At 63.2% G+C, this 17,678-nt stretch carries 13 protein-coding genes; 10 read left to right on the top strand and 3 right to left on the bottom strand.

Features of this window, described 5'->3' with window-relative positions:
* The first annotated feature begins 7 nt into the window (after nucleotides 1-7).
* From nuoF to ACOYYX_RS30095, 9 genes are all read left to right on the top strand, one after another.
* Nucleotides 8-1,405, top strand: a complete 1,398-nt coding sequence (nuoF, locus tag ACOYYX_RS30135; protein WP_422926402.1) for an NADH-quinone oxidoreductase subunit NuoF — start codon at nucleotides 8-10, stop codon at nucleotides 1,403-1,405.
* A gap of 109 nt (nucleotides 1,406-1,514) precedes the next feature.
* A complete protein-coding gene (locus ACOYYX_RS30130) occupies nucleotides 1,515-3,260 on the top strand; it encodes a molybdopterin-dependent oxidoreductase (RefSeq protein WP_422926401.1) in 1,746 nt (581 codons plus the stop codon).
* Between the two features lie 191 nt (nucleotides 3,261-3,451).
* On the top strand, nucleotides 3,452-4,531 hold the full coding sequence (gene nuoH, locus ACOYYX_RS30125) for an NADH-quinone oxidoreductase subunit NuoH (protein ID WP_422926400.1): 1,080 nt from the start codon (nucleotides 3,452-3,454) through the stop codon (nucleotides 4,529-4,531).
* Nucleotides 4,532-4,632: 101 nt separating this feature from the next.
* A complete protein-coding gene (locus tag ACOYYX_RS30120) occupies nucleotides 4,633-5,211 on the top strand; it encodes a NuoI/complex I 23 kDa subunit family protein (protein ID WP_422926399.1) in 579 nt (192 codons plus the stop codon).
* A 43-nt stretch (nucleotides 5,212-5,254) separates the two neighbouring features.
* A complete protein-coding gene (locus ACOYYX_RS30115; protein WP_422926398.1) occupies nucleotides 5,255-6,100 on the top strand; it encodes an NADH-quinone oxidoreductase subunit J in 846 nt (281 codons plus the stop codon).
* Between the two features lie 95 nt (nucleotides 6,101-6,195).
* The gene (nuoK, locus tag ACOYYX_RS30110) at nucleotides 6,196-6,666 is read left to right on the top strand and encodes an NADH-quinone oxidoreductase subunit NuoK (protein ID WP_422926397.1); all 471 of its coding nucleotides are present in this window, start codon (nucleotides 6,196-6,198) and stop codon (nucleotides 6,664-6,666) included.
* 84 nt (nucleotides 6,667-6,750) lie between these two features.
* Nucleotides 6,751-8,775, top strand: coding sequence for an NADH-quinone oxidoreductase subunit L (gene nuoL, locus ACOYYX_RS30105; protein ID WP_422926396.1), 2,025 nt, complete (start codon nucleotides 6,751-6,753; stop codon nucleotides 8,773-8,775).
* 127 nt (nucleotides 8,776-8,902) lie between these two features.
* Nucleotides 8,903-10,627: a complex I subunit 4 family protein gene (locus ACOYYX_RS30100; RefSeq protein WP_422926395.1), complete on the top strand. Its 1,725-nt coding sequence runs from the start codon at nucleotides 8,903-8,905 to the stop codon at nucleotides 10,625-10,627.
* On the top strand, nucleotides 10,627-12,201 hold the full coding sequence (locus tag ACOYYX_RS30095) for an NADH-quinone oxidoreductase subunit N (RefSeq protein ID WP_422926394.1): 1,575 nt from the start codon (nucleotides 10,627-10,629) through the stop codon (nucleotides 12,199-12,201). Before ACOYYX_RS30100 ends, ACOYYX_RS30095 begins: the two co-directional genes overlap by 1 nt.
* 89 nt (nucleotides 12,202-12,290) lie before the next feature.
* Here the strand turns inward: ACOYYX_RS30095 and ACOYYX_RS30090 are convergent, their stop codons facing one another.
* Nucleotides 12,291-13,334 (bottom strand): LLM class flavin-dependent oxidoreductase, encoded by a 1,044-nt coding sequence (locus ACOYYX_RS30090; RefSeq protein WP_422926393.1) that lies wholly within the window; start codon nucleotides 13,332-13,334, stop codon nucleotides 12,291-12,293.
* 169 nt (nucleotides 13,335-13,503) lie between these two features.
* On the opposite strand from ACOYYX_RS30090, the gene ACOYYX_RS30085 reads away from it, so the two are divergent.
* Nucleotides 13,504-13,926, top strand: coding sequence for a winged helix-turn-helix transcriptional regulator (locus ACOYYX_RS30085; protein WP_422926392.1), 423 nt, complete (start codon nucleotides 13,504-13,506; stop codon nucleotides 13,924-13,926).
* Nucleotides 13,927-14,026: 100 nt separating this feature from the next.
* Here the strand turns inward: ACOYYX_RS30085 and ACOYYX_RS30080 are convergent, their stop codons facing one another.
* Nucleotides 14,027-15,403 (bottom strand): RsmB/NOP family class I SAM-dependent RNA methyltransferase, encoded by a 1,377-nt coding sequence (locus ACOYYX_RS30080; RefSeq protein WP_422926391.1) that lies wholly within the window; start codon nucleotides 15,401-15,403, stop codon nucleotides 14,027-14,029.
* Between the two features lie 269 nt (nucleotides 15,404-15,672).
* Nucleotides 15,673-17,601, bottom strand: a complete 1,929-nt coding sequence (locus ACOYYX_RS30075; protein WP_422931682.1) for a YgiQ family radical SAM protein — start codon at nucleotides 17,599-17,601, stop codon at nucleotides 15,673-15,675.
* Between the last annotated feature and the right edge of the window lie 77 nt (nucleotides 17,602-17,678).

Raw genomic sequence — 17,678 nt, 5'->3', positions numbered from 1 at the left:
ACAGGCAGTGGCCGCATTTGAACCCGTCCTGACGCGGAATTGGAACGTCCCTGACAGCCACACGCTCAAGGTCTACGAGTCGCGCGGTGGCTATCAGGCGTCTCGCAAAGCTTTGACCACCATGGACCCCGACAGCGTCGTCCAGGTCGTCAAGGACTCGGAGCTGCGCGGGCGTGGCGGTGCCGGCTTCCCCTGCGGCTTGAAATGGACTTTCCTTCCGAAAGATCGGAAGGAAACCATGATGTGCATCAACGGCGACGAGAGCGAGCCGGCGACCTTCAACAACCGCATTCTGATGGAGCAGGATCCCCACCAGTTCATCGAGGGGATCCTGATCTCGTGCTTCGCCACCAAGGCGGCCACGGCCTATTGTTACCTCCGTTTCGAGTATATCAACGCCTACCGCGTGATGGAAAAGGCCATCGCCGAGGCGCGAGCGGCCGGGCACCTCGGCAAGAACATTTACGGCTCCGGCTTCGACCTCGAAATCTACCTCCACCGCGGGGCGGGGGCCTACATCTGCGGCGAGGAGACGGGACTGATCGAGAGCCTCGAAGGCAAGCGCGGCTGGCCTCGGATCAAGCCGCCGTTCCCCGCAATCGAAGGTGCCTTCCGCAAGCCGACGGTCGTCAACAACATCGAGACCCTCTGCTGCGTCCCGCACATCATCGAGCGGGGAGCCGACTGGTTCAAGTCGATCGGCACCCCCAAGAGCTACGGACCGAAGCTCTACTGCGTCTCGGGTCATGTGAACAAGCAAGTCTGCGTCGAGCTGCCGCTGGGCGTCACCTGCCGCGAGTTGATCGACGTGCATGCCGGCGGCGTCTGGAAGGGTCGTAAGGCCAAGGCGGCCGTCCCGGGCGGGATCAGCATGGGCCTGCTCTCGGCCGAGGAACTCGACACCCCGCTCGACTTCGAGAGCCTCCGCAAGCCGGGCTGCCTCGGGCTCGGGACCGCGGCGGTGACGGTCATCGACGACAGCACGCACATCCTCGACTATCTATATAACTGCGCTCGTTTCTTCGCCCACGAGAGCTGCGGCCAGTGCACTCCTTGCCGCGAAGGGACGAGTTGGCTGTACAAGACGATCAAACGAATCAAGGCGGGCGGTGGGCGGATCGAAGATCTCGACATCATGCTCAACATGGCCAACAACCTGGGCATCATCCCGGGGACGACCATTTGCGGCCTGGCCGACGGGGCTGCGTGGCCGATCAAGAATGCGATCGCCAAATTCCGCCCCGAGCTTGAAGACTACATCAAGACCCATCAGGTCGCTTCGTACGAGGTGACGCCCCTGCAAACGAAGGTCGGGCAGGGGGCGCCAATCGACCCATCGAAGCTGGTGCAACTGCCGATCGTCACCGCACCCGCCGGTGCTCTGCGATCCCCTCATGCGAATTGATTCAATGGTTTCAACGTCGGGATGACGTCACTGTAGTGCGTGCGGTCCACGCCGGAATATCTCGCCGAATGGCGTGTCGAACACGCCCTACGAACGACGAAGGAAGCTGATGGCGACGATCATCATCAACGGGCAAGAGCATCAGATCCCCGAGGGCGAAAAGCTCAACGCCATCCAGATGGCGTCCCGGGTGGGTGTGGAAATCCCCTACTACTGCTGGCACCCCTCCCTCTCGGTAGTCGCCAACTGCCGGATGTGCGAGATCGAGGTCGGCAGCAAGGATCCGAAGACGGGCGAGATCAAGATGATCCCGAAGCTCGTCCCGGGCTGCCAGACCCCGGCCAAGGATCAGACGGTGATCGTCACCGACAGCGCCAAGGTCAAAGAGCATCAGCGGATGATCATGGAGTACCTCCTGATCAACCACCCGCTCGATTGCCCCGTCTGCGACCAGGCCGGCGAGTGCGGGCTTCAGGACTACAGCTACGAGAACGGCCAGTCGGTCCACCGCTTCGTCGAGGAGCGGACAGTCAACCCCCGCAAGGACGTCTCGGACCTCATCCAGCTCAATCAAGACCGCTGCATCATGTGCACGCGTTGCGTGCGCTTTACCCGCGAGATCACGCAGACCGGCGAACTCCAGGTGATGCGTCGCGGCAATCACGCCGAGATCGATGTCTTCCCCGGCCTCCCGGTCGAGAACCCGCTCGCCGGCAATGTCGTCGACCTCTGCCCGGTCGGGGCCTTGCTCGACAAGGACTTCCTCCACAACCAGCGCGTCTGGTTCCTGTCGAAGCATGATGGGATCTGCACAGGTTGCTCCACCGGCTGCAACATCAGCGCCGAGGAGAACCGCGGTGCCCTCTGGCGGCTCAAGCCCCGCTATAACCCCCATGTCAACGACTACTGGATCTGCGACGAAGGGCGTTACAGCTACAAGAGTGCGAACGACCCCGCACTCTTGTCCGCGATGTATGTCCGCCAGAAGGATGACCTCAAGCCGGCGGCGATCGACCAGGCCTTGAAGGAGGCCGGTCGCGGCCTTCGCCGGGTGGCCGACTCGGGAGGCAAGATTGCCCTGATCCTCTCGCCGTTCCTCACCGTCGAAGAGGCCTTCCTCGCCGCCTCCTACGTCCGATTTATCAACCCGAAGGCCACCCTCGCGATCGGGCCCATCCCGACTCAGGGTGAAGACCTCACGATCACGCCCGACCTCCACAAGGGACGGAACGGCGACACGAGCTTCCTCAACCCACGACCGTTCACGATCCACGCCGAGAAGTGCCCTAACCGCAAGGGCGTCGAGGCCGTGATCCAGCACTTCCAGGGTCAGGTCATCGACTTCGAGACCGTCTCCCAGCGAGCGGCCGCCCAGGAGTTCCGCGGGATTTACATCCTCTCCGACGCGCCGGCACCGGCGTTCACCGATGAGGATGTCGCCCGGCTCCGCCCGCACGTCGAGTTCCTCGTCGTCCAGGACACACATGTGACACCGTTGGCCCAGGCCGCCGACGTGGTTCTCGCTGGGGCGACCTTTGCCGAGAAGGCCGGTAGCTACGTGAATGCGGATGGCCGGTTGCAGTACGCCGAGGCGGCTCTGCCTCCTCGCGACGGTTCGCTGCCCGACCTTGACCTGATCGCCATCCTCCTGGGACGGTCCAAGGGGCCGATCCACTCGAAGGCTGTGCTGGCGGAAGTCGCCGCCACCGTCCCCGCCTTCGCCGTTGCGAAGGAAGGCAAGGTGCATCCGTTCGGCGAAGTGCTGGGCGTGACCGAACCCCAAGCTCCCGCGGTCAAGTTCCGCGACGCCTGGACGAGGATCGGCGGTGCCCGCGGCGTCCGCGTCTCTGGCTGATCGCCCTCAATTTACGGACGCCAGGATCGAGATGACCCTGGCGTCTCTTCGGTCGCAGTGTGCACCGCAAGAAGCCTTGAGCCAGCAAAACTCAAGATCGATTCGAGTTCGCGAGTGTTCGTTCCGCCTCCAACTCGCAACGATCCAGCCTGTCAGATGGCGGTTACGACTCCTCGGGAAGGGTGAAGTATATGCTGTTCGGCATCGACGTCTTCCTCATCGCCGGCATCCTGATCAAGATCCTGCTCGTCGTGGGGATCAGCCAGGGCGCGGTTGCCTACCTCATTCTCGTCGAGCGTAAGGTAGCGGCCTATGCACAGGACCGAATCGGGCCGAACCGCTGCGGCATGCAGTTCGGACTCCCGTTTGGCCTGCTCCAGCCGCTCGCCGACGGTGCGAAGATGCTCCTCAAGGAAGACGTCATCCCCAAGTATGTCGATAAGCCAGTATACTTGCTCGCCCCGATGATCGCCATCATCGCGGCGACGATCTCTTTCGCCGTCATCCCGTTCGGCCCTGTTGGACCCAATGGCCCCCACCTCTTCGACGGCCCGATCCAGTTCCAGATTGCGCCTGGCATCGATGTCGGGATGGTCTACGTCTTCGCCGTGGGCAGTCTCGGTGTTTACTCGATCATCCTGGCCGGCTGGTCCTCTAACAATAAGTACGCGTTCCTGGGTGGTCTCCGCTCCAGTGCACAGCTCATCAGCTACGAGATCCCGATGGGCCTCTCGGTCATCGGCATGGTTCTGGTGGCTCGCTCGCTCGACCTGAACCAGATCGTCGAGTGGCAGGATCGAAACGTCTGGGGGATCGTCGCTCAGCCGCTGGGCTTCCTGCTCTTCCTCATCAGTGCGTTCGCCGAGACGAATCGTCTCCCCTTCGACCTTCCCGAGAGCGAACAGGAACTCGTCGGCGGCTTCCACACTGAATATTCGGCGATGAAGTTTGGCATGTTCTTCCTCGGCGAGTACCTGAACATCATCACGGTCTGCTTCATGACGGTGGCCATCTTCCTCGGAGGCTGGGACTTACCGTTCGTTACAGACGCAAGTCAGACCGGATGGTTCTGGGCGATCTTCAAGCTCCTCGTATTCGTCGGCAAGGTCGGGCTGATGATCGTCTTCGTCATGTGGATTCGTTGGACGCTGCCCCGGTTCCGCTACGACCAACTGATGGACCTCGCCTGGAAGACGATGATCCCGCTCTCCCTCGTCAACCTCGTCGTGACGGCGACCCTGATCCAGCTCATCTGGCGGTCCCACACTTGAGGCCAGAGGCATATGGTCATCCTGACCATTCCTTGGTCTGACTCGAACACAACGATCCCCGGAAGCTACTTTCGAGATCGCCTTAGTCCGGAGATATTCCCGTGCGGCCCGATGATCCGAGTCTGAAACGCCTGACTCCTCCCAAGCTGACCTGGGGCGAGAGGACCTACCTCCCCCAGATCGTGGGCGGGTTGATCGTGACCGCCAAGCACATTGGCGGCGTGATGTTCGCGAATAAGGCGATCACGGTCCAGTATCCGGAAGAGCAGCACATCCCGAGCCCTAACTATCGCGGCGTCCACCGGCTCAACAAGGACGAAGAAGGTCGCGTCAAGTGCGTGGCCTGCATGCTCTGTGCCACGGCCTGCCCCGCCCACTGCATCGACATCGTCGGTGCGACGGCGCCGGAGAGCTGGCCGGATCGCGAGAAGTACTGCGAGAGCTTCGTCATCGACGAGCTTCGATGCATCTACTGCGGCATGTGCGAAGAGGCCTGCCCCGTCGAGGCGATTGAGCTGACCGGGCTCTACGACCTCACCGGGCTCTCTCGTGAGCAGATGATCTTCGACAAGTCGAAGCTCCTCTCGGTCTTCGACGCGACGAAGGACGCCGAGCCGATGAAGTACGGCAAGGGGCCGACCGGCGCCGCCGCCGAAACGACGACCAAACCCGTACTCTGAAATACAAGCTGGCCTCGAGACTCGAGTAAGGATCTTGGCAACCGTGGAAATCCAAGCCCAAGCCACAAACGATCTGACGCTGGCCATGGCCGTCGTGGTCTTCGGTGCGGTTGGCACGTACCTGCTGATGCCGCACCGCTTCGGCAACATCAAGCCGCGCCGCGTGCATATCGTCGGCGGCATCCTGACGGCACTCAGCGTGTTCCTGTTCGCACGCTACTGGAAGCCGCCTGGACCGTTCCTGACGAGCCTCTTCTTCTACGGCTTCGGCTTCACCGCGATCGCCGGGGGCATCCTGACGATCTCGTCGCGGAACCCGGTCTACAGCGCCCTCTGGTTCGCCTCGGTCGTGCTCTCGACGTCGGGCCTCTTCATGCTGGCCGAGGCCCAGTTCCTTGCGGTTGGGACCATCATCGTCTACGCAGGTGCGATCATCGTCACCTTCCTGTTTGTGATCATGCTCGCGCAGATGGAAGGCCGTGCGATCTACGATCGGGCGGCACGATCGCCGTTCCGCAGCACCTTGACCTGCTACCTCCTCTTCTGGGCCTTGCTCTACTCGCTCTGCACGGTCGCCGCTCCCCTCGGGACCAAAGCGGCCGCTGCTAAGGTTGAGGACCGGCTCAAGAAGACCGCGGCCATCGCCAAGACGAGCCCAGTGGTCGAACGGGTTATCGGCCGAGCCGTCCGCCCGACTGCCCTCTTCACCAACGCCGAGGGCAAGCCCAAGCCCCACGTGGCGGGCCTCGGCGAGACTCTCTATACGGACCAATTGCTGACGGTCGAACTCGCGGGGGCGCTGCTGTTCGTCGCCCTGATCGGCGCCCTGTCGATCGCGACCCCCAAGCCGCCGGTCCGCCCGGGCAGCTCCAACGAAGTGATTGCCTGAACGCAGGTCGATTCGAGCCCGGCCATTCTGGCCCGTTGCCGTCGGTTCATCGAGTCGTTTGAAACACTGTCTGAGACACGAATCGAGTCCCGCCCATGGAACCCGTTGACTTCACGTTCGACCTGTTGCGGAACTACCTCTTGATCGGGGCCGCGCTCTTCGTTTTGGGAATGCTCGGCTTCCTGGCTCGACGCAACCTGATCGTAATGTTCCTCTCCGCCGAGATGATGCTCCAGGGCGTTGCCCTGACGCTCGTCGGTTTCGGCCGATTCCACGGGAACTGGTCCGGGCAAGTCTTCACGATCGTGATCCTGACGGTGGCGGCCTGCGAAGCGTCCATCGCCCTTGCGTTGATCCTGATCCTGTTCAACCGTCGTTCGTCGCTCGACGTCACCCTCTGGCAAGAAATCCGAGAGCCTGGCCAGCCGGCCTACTCGAAGAGTGCCGAGGAGAGCGAGGCCGAACTGGTGCAGGTCGGCGAAGGTCCCGAGACCTATCCTCACCTGATCCCGGCGGGCCACGAGCCGCCGCACCCGAACTCTCCCTGGATCGAGAGACGGGACTGAGTCGTCGGGTCGGGATAACTTCAAACCACGCCGAATATCGGCTTAATCCACTCGCGCCGGATCGAGAATGTTGGGAGCCACGACGTGTCGAACTTCTTGGTGAATAACGCCTGGCTGCTGCCTTTCTGCCCACTGCTGGGGGCGCTCGTCGCTGCGGCCGGCGGGAAGCAGCTCAAAGAGCGGGCGCATTACCCGGTCGTGGTGGGAATTTTCGCGGCATTCCTCGTCTCGCTCGGCCTCCTGCTGTCCGCCGGACCCGAGCCGACGACGGTCGTTTACGACTGGCTCGAGGTCAGCGGCCTGCACGTGCCGATCGAGTTCCGGATCGACGGCCTCACCACGATGATGCTGTCGATGGTGACGTTCGTCTCCACACTCGTGGCGATCTTCGCCTCCGGCTACATGGCGGGTGACCCGGCCTATCCGCGATTCTTCGCCTGCGTCGGCCTGTTCGTCTTCTGCATGACGGGGCTGGTCCTCTCGAATAACTACGTGCTGACGTATGCCTTCTGGGAAGGTGTCGGTACCTGCAGCTACTTGCTCGTCGGGTTCTGGCACGCCAAACCTTCCGCGGCCGCGGCCGCGAAGAAGGCGTTCCTGGTCAATCGTGTCGGCGACTTCGGCTTCGCGATCGCCCTCTTCTGGCTCTGGACCGTTTCGGTCAATCACGACCTCAGCTATGGGAACGTGCTGAGCGAGGGCAACCTGAGCCAGATCCCGCACGCGACGATCGTCGGTATCGCGTTCCTCCTCTTCTGGGCCGCGACCGCCAAGAGTGCCCAGGTTCCGCTCTACGTGTGGCTCCCGGACGCGATGGAAGGCCCGACCCCCGTGTCGGCCCTCATCCACGCCGCGACGATGGTCACCGCGGGCGTCTACCTGATCGCCCGGTCCTCGCCGCTCTTCGCCCTCGCGCCAGAAATCACCTTGCTCATCGCGTGCATCGGTTGCTTAACCGCTTTCCTTTCGGGTGCGATCGCCTTCACGCAGACCGACCTCAAACGAGTCCTCGCTTACTCGACGGTCAGTCAGCTTGGTTATATGTTTATGGGCCTTGGGGCTGCCGTGGGCGAGGCGACTCGCTTCGCCGTCGCCGCCGCGATGTTCCACCTGTTCACTCATGCCTTCTTCAAGGCCCTCTTATTCCTCGGCTCGGGTAGCGTGATGCACTCGATGGGCGGGGTGCTCGACATGCGAAGGTTCAGGGGCCTCCGTCACCGCATGCCCAAGACCTTCCTGACCTTCACGGTCGGGGCACTAGCACTCGCCGGGATCTTCCCGTTCGCCGGTTTCTGGAGCAAGGACGACATCCTCGCCGCCCTCAAGATGGCGTCACACCACTCCCACAATTCGGGTGGAGTGTATTCGCTGATCTACTGGGTGGCCGTGCTCACGGCCTTGATGACCGCTTTCTACACAGGTCGGGCCTACTTCCTGACCTTCTTCGGGCCCGAGAAATTGCCGAGCCCGGATGATCCCGAGGCGGTTGCCGAAGCCGCCCACGATGATCACGGGCACGGGCATGGTGCCGACGACCACGGGCACGGACATAGTCACGAGATCGGCCTCGAATCGCCCCCCGTCATGACGATCCCGCTGATGGTGCTCGCCGTTTGTGCCGCCCTCGTCGGTATCGCCTTCGGTCCGCTGACCGGCCTTTTCGAGCATCACCTCGATAAATCGCTGGGCTTCGAGCACCTCCCGCATTTCGAGCACCACTCGTACGACTGGGCCACGGCCATCGTTGGCACACTCGTCGGGGTCATAGGTTTGGTCGCCAGCTATCTCCTCTACGGCAATCCGAGCCCGGTCCCGGCCAAGCTCGCGAGGGCTCTCAAGCCGCTGTACCTTGCTTCTTACAACAAGTTCTGGGTCGACGAGCTTTACGTAGTGCTGTTCGTCAAGCCGGTGAGGATCCTCGGCTCCGTCCTCGCTTTCCTCGACCGGTTCCTCGTCCACGGGGCCCTGGTTCGCGGGACGGCCTGGATTCCCCGCCTGGTCGGTCGCGACCTGCTGGCACCACTCCAGAACGGCCTCGTCCAGTTCTATGCAGCGGTGACGGCCCTCGGATTGGCCGGCCTGCTGTGGATCATCCTACTCCTGACCTGATCCACAAACGAGACTTTCCGAGTGGCTGCGGGCGGTTGATCCCCGCAGCCTTCATCCATACAAACGCTTACTGCCGTGCGAATGCTCCGAGAACTTCGGAAACTGACGGGCGACAAGGACTCTTGAAATGGCGCAGCTTTTGGTGATCACGGCCTTCCTCCCGATGATAGGGAGTTTGGCCCTTTTCCTCGCGCCTCGTCTTGAGGTCAAGACGGCCCGGACGATCGCTCTGGGAACCGTCCTTCTAACGCTGGTGTTCAGCCTGATCTTGCTCGCTAACTTCAAAGCGGGTGAACTCGCCCCGCAGTTCGCCTTCAGCTCGGCGGATGGTAAGTTCGGCCTCAGTTGGTTGGGCACGCCCGACATTCGCTTTTCGCTCGGACTCGATGGACTCAGCATCTGGCTCTTCGTCCTCACGTCGGTCCTGATGATTCCGGCGATCTTCGCCTCGTGGGAGTCGATCCAGGAACGTGCCGCGTTGCACTACGCGTTCCTGCTCATGCTCCAGACGGGCTTGCTCGGCCTCTTCGCCAGCCTGGACGTGGTCCTCTTCTACATCTTCTTCGAGTTCTCGCTGATCCCGCTCTTCTTCCTGATCGGCCTCTGGGGCGGCAGCGAGCGGCGGCAGGCCTCGGTCACGTTCTTCCTCTACACGCTGGCGGGCAGCTTGCTCACCCTGCTCGGTGTGATCGCCCTCGTCGCGATCCACTACCAGCATTCGCCCAGCCACACGTTGACCTTCTCCATCCCAGAGTTGACACGCGGTCTTGCGACCCTTCCCTGGGTTGATTGGCACAAGACCACGCCCTGGACCGCCAGCCCGCAGGTCCTGATCTTCCTACTGCTGTTTGCCGGCTTCGCGATCAAGGTTCCGATGTTCCCCTTCCACACGTGGTTGCCGCTGGCCCACGTCGAAGCCCCGGCCGCCGGCTCGATCCTGCTGGCCGGCGTGCTGCTGAAGGTCGGGAGCTACGGTCTCCTCCGCTTCAACCTCGGCATGACCCCGATCGGGGCCCAGGTCCTGTTCCCGATGCTGGCCACTCTGTCCGTCATCGGGATTATCTACGGGGCGCTGGTGGCCCTCGCCCAGACCGACATCAAGCGGCTGGTGGCGTATAGCTCCGTGAGCCACATGGGCTTCATCGTCCTCGGCATCTTCTCGCTGAACCCGACCGGCATGGACGGGGCGGTCATCCAGATGATCAACCACGGCATCACGACAGGCGCCCTGTTCGCCTGCGTGGGCGTGATTTATGAGCGTTACCACACTCGCGAGATGGCCGAGTTGGGCGGGCTCTGGGAGCGACTCCCGCTCCTGGCCTTCTTTCTGATCATGGCGTCGCTGGGTTCGGCCGCTGTCCCGGGACTCAACGGGTTTGTGGGCGAGTTCCCCATCCTGGCCGGTACGTTCGCCGCCAGCCCTCTTGCCGCGGCCCTCGCCGCGACGGGCATGGTGCTCGGAGCCTACTACCTTTTCCTCATGCTCCAGCGCGTGATTTTCGGGCCCCTGCATGAGCCCCATCACGACCACGAGTCGTCCCACGATCACGGCGTCGTCGCGACGGTTGACCATGGTCATGGGCACGGAGCCTCGACGGTCGCTCCGCTCGGCTGGCATGAGATCGCTGGCCTCGGCACGCTTATGGTCCTCATCGTAATGATTGGCGTTTACCCGCGTCCTTTCCTGGAGCGGATTCGGCCGGCGGTTGCCCCCATCGCTGCGTTGGTGTCGAAGGAGAAGCCCGACAAGTTGGCTGACTCCAAGGTTCCGCCCCAGCCTCCTGGCCAGGTCTCCAGCGTTCAGCAGGGCTCGTTCTCGATCACCCAACTTCCCAGCAAGGGCAGCCGTTGATGCTTCCTCCCAACGCCTTAGAAGTCGTCCAGCAGACCCTCCGGATACTCTCGCCGGAATTGCTGCTGCTGCTGGTGGCCGTTGCGATGATGACGGTCGCCCCCTTCGTTCGCCTGCCCCGGCACTACTGGAGCCTCGGCTCGGTCGCGGCCATGGTCGTCGCCTTGTTGCTCTTGCTGGGGGTGAAGGGCCAGGTCACCGACCTGTACTCGGCAATCGCCCTCAACGACGCCCTCTCGTTCAACGCGAGGCTCGTCCTGGTCCTCACGGGCTTCCTGCTCCTCGCCTTCGCCCACGACCAGGTGGATGATGCCAAGGCCCCGGAATTCTTCGGCTCATTGCTGATGATTCAGGCCGGTTCGATGATGGTCGCCTCGGCCAACGAGATGATCTTCCTGTTCGTCGGGCTCGAGCTCGTTAGCATCCCGACCTACTTGCTCCTCTACCTGCCGAGGCGCACCGCCACGACGCAGGAAGCGGCGACCAAGTACTTTTTCCTGAGCATCTTCTCGTCGGGTCTCTTGCTCTATGGCCTGGCATTCCTTTATGGCCTGACCGGCGTTAGCAACCTCAAGGCCCTGGCGTTCCTGACGGCCCACGTCCCCGACGTGCCCCAGCCGCAGCTCGCCCTGGTCGCCGTGGTATTCATCATCGCCGGCCTGGGTTTCAGGGTGGCGGCTGTGCCGTTCCACTTCTATGCCCCGGACGTCTACCAGGGCTCGCCCACCTTCATCGCCGCCATGCTCGCCTGGATTCCCAAGGCCGTTGGGTTCCTGGCGATTGCCCGTACGCTCTCGGCGTTTATCGCGGCCGACAACATGGTGAGCATGCTCGGCTATCGAGCGGTGCTCGTCGCCTGGATCGTGGCGGCAATCACGATGACCCTGGGCAATACCGTGGCCCTAGTCCAGAACGACCTGAAGCGGCTGTTCGCTTACTCGTCGATCGCTCACGCCGGCTACCTGATGATTGGCGTAGCGGCCTCGTTCTACAATCCGCCCGGCTCGAACCCGACCTTCTTCGGCACCCAAGGCGTCTTGATCTACCTGGTGGCCTACTCCCTGATGACCCTGGGCGTCTTTGGGGTCATGATCGCCCTGAGCACTCCCAAGAAGTCGATCGAGACTGTGGACGACCTGACGGGCCTGGGTTCGACCCATCCTCGGATGGCCCTCGCCATGGCGATCTGCCTTTTCAGCCTGGCGGGCATCCCGCCGTTGGCCGGATTCTACGGCAAATTCGCCCTCTTCACCTCGGCCTTCGACGCCTCGATCCGCTCGGAGTCGAACATCTTCTTCTGGCTCGCGATCATCGGCGTGCTGAATGCCGCGGCGGGTGCTTACTACTACCTCCGCATCGTCGTCCTCATGTACCTGCGGCCCGCCCCGGCCACACCCCTGGAGACGCAGGTCGCCTGGCCGACTGCTACTGCGGTGGCCGTCTGTGCCGTCCTCTCGCTCGTCCTGGGCATTCTGCCGGCCCCGATCGTCGAAGAGGCGAGGAAGTCGGCGGAGGCGTCGATCGCCACGCCCGCTCCCACGGACGAGCCAATCGCGGCTGCCCTGGCGAAGTAAGCCAGACTTTGACGATACCTAAAAGCAACATAACGGCCGGCGATGGGTACTGTCCCATCGCCGGCCGTTCGCTTTCTAAGCCTCGTGAGTCAGGCCGTTACCTCAGCTTCGCTGTGCCTGGAGAAGGTACCGGAGCCGAAGACCTCGGATACAAGCTCAAACGATCGCAGCCGAGACTTATGATCATAGATCTGGGACGTAATCATGAGCTCATTGGCCTCGGTTGCCTCGACGAGCGACTCGAATTCTCGACGAATCTTGTCGGGGCCACCCACGACCGACACTCGTGCCATCCGAGCGATGTGCGCCTTCTCGGCGGGACTCCAGAGGGCCTCGATGTCGTCGACGGGAGGAAGCAGCGGACCCGGACGACCACGGATCAGGTTCAGGAAGGCCTGCTGGAGTGACGTGTAGAGGCGATAGCCCTCCTCATCGGTCTCGGCGGCGAACGCGTTCACGCCCAGCATCACGTACGGCTTGTCGAGAGCCTCCGACGGCTTGAAGTGCCGGCGATAGAGGTCGAGCGCCTGGAACAGGTAATCCGGGGCGAAGTGCGAAGCAAATGCGAAGGGCAGTCCAAGCTCGGCGGCAAGCCTGGCGCTGAAGTCGCTCGATCCCAGGAGCCAAATAGGGACCTTGAGGCCTTCTCCGGGGACGGCCCGCACGAGTTGTCCGGGCTCGGAGGGACCGAAGTACGCCTGCAACTCGCGGACGTCTTGCGGAAAGCCATCGGCCCCCTTGAAGTACCTGCGCAACGCCTGGGCCGTGGCCTGATCACCTCCCGGGGCGCGCCCCAATCCCAGGTCGATCCGCCCGGGGAAGAGCGACTCGAGCGTGCCGAACTGCTCGGCGATCACGAGCGGCGAATGGTTCGGGAGCATGATCCCGCCCGCTCCCACGCGTATCCGCGAGGTTCCTCCGGCGACGTGGGCAATCACCACCGAGGTCGCCGCACTGGCGATCCCGGAGATGTTGTGGTGCTCGGCCAGCCAATAGCGTCGATAGCCCCAGCGCTCGGCATGCTGCGCGAGATCCAGCGTGTTTTTAAACGACTGGGATGCGGTCCCGCCCTGCGTGATGGGGCACAGATCGAGGACCGAATGCGGGAACCCCTCGAGCCGACTTGCACTCATCGTTAGATCTCCACACGGGCGACTCTCATATTGTAAGGGATCGGGGCCACCCTCGGGTCGCCATGGAGGTCCAGCTTCCGTTCGGGTCCAAGTGGAAATCTAGGGGCTTGTGACCCGGAAGTCGAGAAGGTACGCTTTGGTGCTATAGTCACCAATTGGTACCCATAAAATGCCCAAGTCGACCCCGATCATCCTCGACGAGAATTGCGCCCCTCGCCGGGTGCTCGAGCTCTTCAGCGTGAAATGGACGAGCATGGTCCTGCACGCTCTCCACCTCCACGGCGGGACCTGCCGCACGGGGGCACTCCAGCGCAGTCTCCCGGGCATCTCCAAAAAGATGCTCACCCAGACGCTCCGCGAGATGGAGCATGACGGCCTCATCGACAGGAAGGTCTATCCGGTCGTGCCGCCGATGGTCGAGTACACCCTCACACCGCTCGGCCAGCTCTTCATCGAGCCCATCGAGTTGCTCTACGACTGGGGAACTCGCAACGCCGAGGCTCTTGAGAAGCTCACGCGTCGGCGTCGAAAGACGGCACCGGTCTTGGAGCCGCAAGCCGTCGCGACACCCATCAAGCCGCCGAAGTCTTAGTCAACGGAACAAAACCACGTCGGATTGCGTGAAAAACCGCCAGCATAAAAAAGTAAAAACCCGGCGAGAGGATTTCATCCTCGGCCGGGTCATGGTCGTATCACTCTGCGACTTCGGGCGATTTTGGTTTTGCCGGCTTCGGCGTGTCAATCTTGACCATGCGCGCGATGAACATGGCATCGGTGTCCGCTTCCTGCGGCCAGATGAGGAGGGTTCCCTCGGTCGGGGTACCGTCCAGGGGATGCGGGAAGGGGTCGAGTTTGAAATCGGGATGCGTCTCGAGGAAGTGGCGGACGACGCCGGTCGTTTCGCTGGGCGTCAGCGTACAGACTGAGTAAACCAGGGTTCCGCCGGGCCGCACGCCCCCCGAGCAGGTGTGGAGGAGTTGCTTCTGGAGCTCGACCAGGCGAAGGATCGCCTCCTCCTCGAATGACCAGCGAGCATCAGGATTGCGCCTCCAGGTTCCGATGCCCGAGCATGGTGCGTCGACGAGCACGCCGGAGAAGCTCTTAGCCTTCGCGGGCAGGTGCTTGCCGTCCCACTCCTTGGTCGTGAGGTTGCGGAACGGGCTGCGACGTGCCCGACGGACGGCCTCCTTGAGGCGGATCGAATTGACGTCGGTGGCGACGACCAACCCCTTGCCTTGCATCAGGGCCGAGAGGTGGATGGCCTTGCCGCCGGCACCCGCGCAGGCATCCCACCAGCGCTCGCCCGGGTCGGGATCACAAGCCATCGCCACGGCCTGCGAGGCGAGGTCCTGGATCTCGATCTCGCCGCGCTCGAAGGGGGGCAGGTGGTGGACGTCGGCCCCCGGATCGATCTTGGCCGCGCGAGTCACATGCCGATGCAACCAGGGCTTGTGCCCCATTTCCGTCAGTTCGGTCCAGGTGTTCTTCTCGTTCTCGCTCTGGGCTCGAATCCAGAGGGACGCCCTCGACTGGAGCTTCAGCAACAGTTCAAGGTACTTGGCCTTGGGCGAGGCGCCGCCCGGAGGTAAGGGGAGGTGATCCCGGAACCAGGCGGGGAAGAGCCGCCAAGGATCCGCGTTGATGGCCCGGCCGTCGAACCAGCGCTTTAACCCTTCAGCCCGGGCCGTCCAGCCCGGCGCATCGCCGAGCGAGTTGAGCCGGGTCAGGTCTCGTCCCAGGACGCGGGCCCAGACGCGGCAGACCGGGTGGATCGACGGGGAGTCGAGCAACCAGGCCAGGAGCAAGCGGGCTTCGGGCGGGGCCGTGTTGGCGGGCTCAAGCCAGCCGTGCCAGCGGAAGACGGCGAACACGGCCTGTGTCAGGAACTGGAGATCCGGCGGTGCCAGTTCGCGGCGAGTCCTCAGCAATCCACTCAGGACCCGGTCGGCTCGTTTCCCCTCCTGGAAGACGGCCTTCTCGACTTTCACCAGCAGACCGACGGCCGTCTGTGCGAGCAGGTCGACTGAGGCCACGTGCATCGGGGCGCGGTCGCGGGACTCGGCCTGCATCGATCGAGCCGCCGCTCGGCCTCGGTTCAGGTCGGGCGGAGGCGAGGCCTCTCGATCGGGGCCGCGCCGACCCTTGGGGGCGCCAGGCCTGGGCATTGGAGATTTGGCGCCCGGACGGGGCCGCGATCGCTTCGGTCGTTGGTTCATCGGTGCAAACTGGTTCGAGAATCGTGTTCGTTACGTGGATGAGGCGATACGCCGAGGGAGGCTAGACTCTGACAGCCAAACCCGACGACTTCGCTGATAGCTTTACGAAGAGTTCGCCGGCCCTAACGGGGACGTCGCTTGGCGGACTTGCGATGCGGGCGATACCCCGCCTTCAACTTCGGCGGCCCTTCGCCTTGCCCGTTCTCGCCTGCCTGGGGGAGACCCACGGTGTGGACGTAACGTCCTTCCGTGAGAGACTTATTCGCCTTCTCCATCCGGGCACGAAGCGCGGCCTTGGGGGGCTGAGCGGGGATCAGGGCATCGCAGCCGGAGCCGATCAGGTCGGAGCGGCCTGACTGCATCAGGGCCTCGCGGACCTCGAAGTAATTCTCCGGCTTGAAGAACTGAAGGAGCGCCCGCTGCAGCTTACGGTCATTCAGCTTCTTGGCTGTGAAGACCTCTTCGCCCGTGAATGGGTCGATCCCCGTATAGTACATGCACGTGGCGATGTCGAACGGCGCGGGGATGAAGTCCTGGACCTGGTCGGGCTTGTAGCCATTCCGCTTGAGGAAGAGGGCCAGGTCGATCATCGCGTCGAGGTCACTTCCCGGGTGCGACGCGATGAAGTAGGGGACCGTGAACTGGGCCTTGCCTGCGCGTCGACTGGCCTCGCGGAACTCCCGGTCGAACGACTGATAGTCGTTGATCTCGGGCTTCTTCATCCGCTTGAGCACCTCCGGATCCGTATGCTCCGGGGCGACCTTGAGGTGGCCGCCGACGTGATGGGCGGCAAGTTCCTCCAGGTATCGCGCCGAGAGTTGAGCCAGGTCCATGCGGACGCCTGAGGCAACGTGGACCTTGCGGATCCCCTCGACCTCCCGGCTCTCCTTCATGAGGTCGATGAGGGGGCCATGGTCGGTGCCCAGCAGCTTGCAGATCTTCGGGTGGACGCACGAGAGTCGCTTGCACTTCACCTCGACATCCGGGCGTGTGCAGCGCATCTGATACATGTTGGCCGTCGGGCCGCCGATATCCGAGATGATCCCGGAGAATTCGGGATCCTGGCCGAGTTGCTTGATCTCGGTCAGCACCGACTCGGGCGACCTCGATTGGATGATCCGCCCCTGGTGGGTCGTGATCGAGCAGAAGGTGCAGCCGCCGAAGCAGCCCCGCATGATCGTGACCGAATCCTTCACGGCCTCGAAGGCGGGGATCGTCTCCTTGCCATACTTCGGGTGAGGCTTCCTTGTGTAAGGTAGGCCGTAGACCCGGTCCATGTCCGCCTGGCTGATCGGGAGCGAAGGCGGATTGACGACGACGGCCTGCCGGTCGTGATACTGGACGAGCCGCCGGGCGTTGAGCGGATTCGTCTCCTGATGGATCAGCTTGGTCGCGCGGGCGAAGAGTTGCTTGTCCGTCTTCACTTCCTCGTACGTCGGCAGCACGAGCGCATCGGCTGGCGGCGTGTCCTTCGCACCAAGGGTGTAGGCAATACCCCGCATGTCTCGCAGGTCGCGGACATTCTGGCCCGCCGCGAGCCGTTTGGCGATCTCGACGATCGGCTGCTCGCCCATGCCGAAGACGACGAGGTCGGCCTTCGAGTCCAGGAGGATCGAGCGCTTGACCGTGTCGCTCCAGTAGTCGTAATGCGCGAGGCGGCGGAGCGAGGCTTCCACTCCGCCGGCGATCACGGGGACACCGGGGAAGGCTTCGCGAGCACGCTGGCAGTAGGGGAGCGTGGCGCGGTCGGGACGCAGGCCGATCTTGGCCCCGGGGCTATAGGCGTCGTCGTTGCGGACCTTCTTGTTGGCCGTGTAGTGATTGATCATGCTGTCCATGTTCCCGGCGCTGATGCCGAAGAACAGGCGAGGACGACCGAACTCACGCCAGGGGTCTGCACTCCGCCAATCGGGCTGGCTCAGTATCGCGACGCGAAAACCGGCGGCCTCGAGGATCCGGCCCAGGATCCCCATCGCAAACGCGGGATGGTCGATATAAGCGTCGCCGGTCACGAAAACGACATCGACATAATCCCAGCCTCGCCGATCCATCTCGGCGCGCGTGGCCGGGAGATGCGGCAAGGTCAACGGGACGAGCGACAACTCGGGGAGTTGCGTCGCCGCCACGT

Source organism: Singulisphaera chitinilytica, assembly GCF_049331405.1.
In the GTDB taxonomy this organism is placed as follows: Bacteria; Planctomycetota; Planctomycetia; order Isosphaerales; family Isosphaeraceae; genus PoT.
This window is presented reverse-complemented; position numbering and strand designations above follow the sequence as displayed.

Excerpts from the sequence above, each read along its gene's own strand:
- ACOYYX_RS30130 (WP_422926401.1), top strand. The coding sequence starts at position 1,515 with ATGGCGACGATCATCATCAACGGGCAAGAGCATCAGATCCCCGAGGGC.
- nuoH (WP_422926400.1), top strand. The coding sequence starts at position 3,452 with ATGCTGTTCGGCATCGACGTCTTCCTCATCGCCGGCATCCTGATCAAG.
- nuoK (WP_422926397.1), top strand. The coding sequence starts at position 6,196 with ATGGAACCCGTTGACTTCACGTTCGACCTGTTGCGGAACTACCTCTTG.
- ACOYYX_RS30100 (WP_422926395.1), top strand. The coding sequence starts at position 8,903 with ATGGCGCAGCTTTTGGTGATCACGGCCTTCCTCCCGATGATAGGGAGT.
- ACOYYX_RS30095 (WP_422926394.1), top strand. The coding sequence starts at position 10,627 with ATGCTTCCTCCCAACGCCTTAGAAGTCGTCCAGCAGACCCTCCGGATA.
- ACOYYX_RS30090 (WP_422926393.1), bottom strand. The coding sequence starts at position 13,334 with ATGAGTGCAAGTCGGCTCGAGGGGTTCCCGCATTCGGTCCTCGATCTG.
- ACOYYX_RS30085 (WP_422926392.1), top strand. The coding sequence starts at position 13,504 with ATGCCCAAGTCGACCCCGATCATCCTCGACGAGAATTGCGCCCCTCGC.
- ACOYYX_RS30080 (WP_422926391.1), bottom strand. The coding sequence starts at position 15,403 with ATGCAGGCCGAGTCCCGCGACCGCGCCCCGATGCACGTGGCCTCAGTC.
- ACOYYX_RS30075 (WP_422931682.1), bottom strand. The coding sequence starts at position 17,601 with ATGGATCGGCGAGGCTGGGATTATGTCGATGTCGTTTTCGTGACCGGC.